Consider the following 4,201-nt stretch of genomic DNA (forward strand, 5'->3'; position numbering starts at 1 on the left):
TGGTGTTAGTGTTAGACATATATTCAAGCCTATCTCTTATCTGGAGATACAGCTACTGTCTGGTGTTTCAGGGGGCTACATCACCCATAATTCTCTTGTATGCTGTGGCGTAATCACAATGCAGTCTTTCATGGCGCGGATTTTTACCGGCATACCGTTGATAAAGCCTGCACGGGTTAACCAGTCGCCGCCCAAAAGAAGGTATTTCATGTCTATGCGTGCATACAGTTCGCAGCAGGCTGCACTGTCCTGCGGCGTTTCCGCGCGGGGATGAACGGGTGCCGCGTTGGGCGGGTTGCCATGCAGACGACGGGCGCTGTTTTTGCGTACCAGCTCGCGGTTTTCAATCATGCCGGTGAAAGCGTCTGATTCTGTTTTGCAAACAGTAAACTCTGGCTTAAAATTCGTCGCAGCCATTTTCAACTCCTTGTAAGTTGTTTGTGGTTAGCGGTATGGGGGTGTTGCAGCACCTTCATATCGCGAATTCCTCGTTAAATATTCTTTGATACTTCCTTTGCCGTTCGGCGTAATTTATGGTGCTCATTATACAGGGCTGAATATAAATACAGCGGTTTGGTGTGGGGTAAATTTGGAATTTGCGAGGGGGATTCAGGAAATAGGGTTATGTGCGGTAAGGTCATGTTTTTGTTGGTTACGGGTTGATTGGTCTGGGTTTTGCGAGCATCATCGCAATTATTTACCTTCTTCTATAACGCGATGGCTTCCAGCAAAACTCTCGAACAGGCAATTGCCGACATCACCATCTGGCGCAAAGGCGAACAGCGTGCGCCGCATAAGCCTTTATTGCTTCTGTACGTGCTGGCGAACTATCAGCAGGGGCATGCGAGGCTGTTTGATTACGGAACCGAGCTCCACGAAAAGCTGCTTAGTCTGGTAGAACGCTTAGGTCCACAGATAAAGGCTCATTACCCGAATATGCCTTTCTGGCGGCTCAAAGGGGATAGATTTTGGGATCTGAAGAATACTGAGTTCTGTTCGACCAATGGCAGTAAGCAACCGCCCGTTAAAGAACTTGTGGAACATAACGTCGCAGGCGGGTTTGATGAAGAACACTTTGCGCTACTGGGTAAGAACAAAAACCTGATCGGCTCGCTGGCGCAGCAGATCCTTGAAGCGCACTTTCCTGAAAGCATTCAGGAAGAGCTCGCGGATGAGATGGGTTTTGATATCCAGCAGATCCGTAAGGTTCGCGATCCGCTGTTCCGCCAGCAGGTGCTGCGAGCTTATAACTATGAGTGTGCAATCTGCGGGTTTAACATGCGACATGATAACGCCTCTGTTGGACTTGAAGCCGCGCATATCATGTGGAAGCAGTTTGGCGGACCATGTGAGATCCCGAACGGACTGGCGTTGTGTGCAATTCATCATAAGGCGTTTGATAAGGGATCAATTTGACTGGATGAGAGTATGCGGGTGCTCGTGTCTGAGGCGGTGAATGGGAATGGGATTGTTGGGCGGTTGTTCTGGGATTTTGCAGGAAAGCAAATTGCGCTGCCGGTGGTGAAAGGGAACTATCCAAAGGAGGGATATGTGGAGTGGCATCGTAGGGAGGTGTTTAGAGGATGAGTGCGAAGGCCGGACTCGAACCGGCACGTATTTCTACGGTCGTTCGCTTGTTTTACAAGCTCCTGTAATCCTTTGAATCAACTGGAAAAACAGGTAAAGACTTCGACATTTCACACTATTCAAAATCATGTGCAAAAGCCCTGACAAAATAGCTGGGGTGAACATGATTTACAAGCGAGATCGTTACTTAGTTTTAGATCCATGCGGAAACTATCTGGTGAGGATCGCCATACCAAAGTACATGCGTCATCTGTTCGGAGGAAGACATAACTATGTGAAGAGCACAGGCACACGCGATGTGCGCGAAGCCCGTCTCTTTCGTGATGCGGTTGCTCTGGAGTGGTTTAAGATTCGTAACCTGATAAAGCCACAGCGTGATCGAGGCTCGAAGGTAGAGCAAATCCTCAATGAACTACGTCAAGTTGGTACGTATGCACATGCAGCACCGGAGCCATTAAGCGCCCCTGTAATGAGTTGCCCTTCCCTCTTGAGGATGCGGGATCAATACATTCTCCAGTTCAGCGAGAAGCGCAAACTCACCACGCTATCAAAGACAAACAAGGCTGTAGAAGTGCTCTTAGAACATCTGAAAAAGCGCGATGTTCAGCTTCGTGACATTAACCGGACCACCGTTACAGGTTGGCTTGATAAGCTCAAGACGGAGAAAGCACCACAGACCATACAAAACTATGTCAGCGCACTGGCTCAAATCTGGGATCTGGCTCGTAACAGATATCACGATGCACCACAGGAAAACATCTGGCGCGGTCATGCGCTGGAGGCCAAAAGTAGCAAGGTGAGCTATGAGGTGTTTGAGCCTGGAGAATTGGCGAAAGTATTCGCTGTGATGGCAGATGATGAAGAGATGCAAAATGTAACGCTGATCGGCATGTATAGCGGTATGCGCCTGAATGAAATTTGTTCATTACGTGCGGCCAACATCCGAGAGATTGAAGGGGTGTTATGTTTCGAAGTGACGGAGGGGAAGACCAAATCAGCAGCCCGTATTATTCCGGTGCATAGCCTGATCACTCCGTTGGTGTTATCGCTTCGTGAGAAGCCCTACAACGGATTTTTGTTCTATCGTGCGTCAATCATTGACCGTGCAGACGGAAAGCGCTCTACGTGGCATTCACAGCGTTTTACGAGGGCTAAACGAAAGGCTTTAGGCGAAGCGGGATCAGAGTTGAAAGTTTTTCACTCGTTACGCCACCAAGTGGCGCAAATGTTCGATAGAAATCAAGTGGTTGAGGACAGAATAGCCCTTCTGCTCGGTCACGAGCGCGGCTCTACAGAGAGTTTCAAGACGTACAGCAAGAATGCCGCCTCTCCTGTTGAGCTACGGCAGTATATAGAATTGCTACGCTATCCAGAGATAGAGAATCAATAAAAAAGGGGCGTAAGCCCCTCGTTAACTTATCGAATAGAACATTATTACATTACTTATATATTTAGGTGAATATGAACCAGTATCAAACAAAAAACCGAGCAAAAAAACAACCAGAAAAACATTGCAAGACTAATATATAACAATCAGCAAACACCCACTATAAAGCAGAAAGGTATGTGATATCAATCACTTAGTCAAAGCCATACATCCGTACCACAAATTTTGGCAATACTATTGCTTTATTGTGATAAAAATTACAATATAATTTTAATTAAAATTTAAGGTATTTGTTATGGATACTACATTCATTGCTGAACCTATAGTGAGCATTGACGAGAGGTTGTTAGGCGTTGAGCTTCTCACTCGCTTCATTACCTCAGATGGACGTCCCCTTCACCCTGAGTTCGTAATTTCATCTTGGGATTTAGATAGGAAGCGGCTTTTCCTATACGAACAATGTGGAAACATTGCCATTAAGCAAACGTGGTTCGAGCAAAAGAATCTATTTTGTACACTGAACATTGATCAGCAAATGGCTTTTCTGATACGTCATGACTACATACTTAGACAAACTTTCGAATCGATGCCATTCATCAAACTTGAATTTTCTGAGCATTTCCCTGGTTTGGATAAGGGATTGAAAAGTCCCTTATTAAAATCGCTGAGCCAGGGTGGAAATGGGCTATGGCTCGATGACCTTGGCGCAGGAAACGCGAATGTAGTTAGTTTGATGGAAGGATACTTTGAGGTTGTAAAGGTAGATCGCTGCTTCTTTAATGAACAGGTGCAGAAACCAACCTTCAACCAGCTGATTGCATCAATCAAAAAACACTGTGACAAAATTATTATTGAAGGGATTGAGAATAGAGATCATATGGGGTTACTGCGTGAGGTGGGGATTTGGGGATTACAGGGGTATCTTTTTAAATCTGTCCCTTTTAAAAACGTGGATTTATTGCTGTAGTGTTGAAACCATCAAAAAAGGGGCTTACGCCCCTTTGATGTATCACCCGCCTGTACTGCTTTGACCGCTCAAGGCTGACAAGGTTAGTGACTGTGCGAAACTTGCTTGTGAGGCTCTCGCCTGGAAATCAATGTAATCGCTTAATCTTGAGCTATCGCTGGCGATGGTGAGCGGAACTGTTGTGGTCAACTAAAACTGGCCACCGCGTTAGAGTTTTTCCAGTATCGGTTTTCTGATTCGTTTGGTGGTAACCCACCATT

The 4,201-nt window shown here is 46.2% G+C and carries 2 protein-coding genes and 2 pseudogenes; 3 read left to right on the plus strand and 1 reads right to left on the minus strand.

Features of this window, described 5'->3' with window-relative positions:
• Positions 1-84: 84 nt before the first annotated feature.
• Positions 85-417: pseudogene (locus AX755_RS19360) on the minus strand (SymE family type I addiction module toxin); the annotation flags it as partial.
• Between the two features lie 300 nt (positions 418-717).
• Between AX755_RS19360 and AX755_RS19365 the strand changes: the two are divergent.
• The 3 genes and pseudogenes from AX755_RS19365 to AX755_RS19375 all read left to right on the plus strand — a co-directional run bounded on the left by AX755_RS19365 (position 718) and on the right by AX755_RS19375 (position 3,941).
• Positions 718-1,587 (plus strand): annotated as a pseudogene (locus AX755_RS19365) (phosphorothioated DNA-binding restriction endonuclease).
• 163 nt (positions 1,588-1,750) lie between these two features.
• Positions 1,751-2,977 (plus strand): site-specific integrase, encoded by a 1,227-nt coding sequence (locus AX755_RS19370; RefSeq protein WP_040118269.1) that lies wholly within the window; start codon positions 1,751-1,753, stop codon positions 2,975-2,977.
• Positions 2,978-3,269: 292 nt separating this feature from the next.
• A complete protein-coding gene (locus AX755_RS19375; protein WP_062857269.1) occupies positions 3,270-3,941 on the plus strand; it encodes an EAL domain-containing protein in 672 nt (223 codons plus the stop codon).
• Positions 3,942-4,201 lie beyond the last annotated feature (260 nt).

Origin of the sequence: Enterobacter sp. SENG-6 (genome assembly GCF_001605945.1) — a bacterium.
Lineage (GTDB): Bacteria > Pseudomonadota > Gammaproteobacteria > Enterobacterales > Enterobacteriaceae > Enterobacter > Enterobacter cloacae.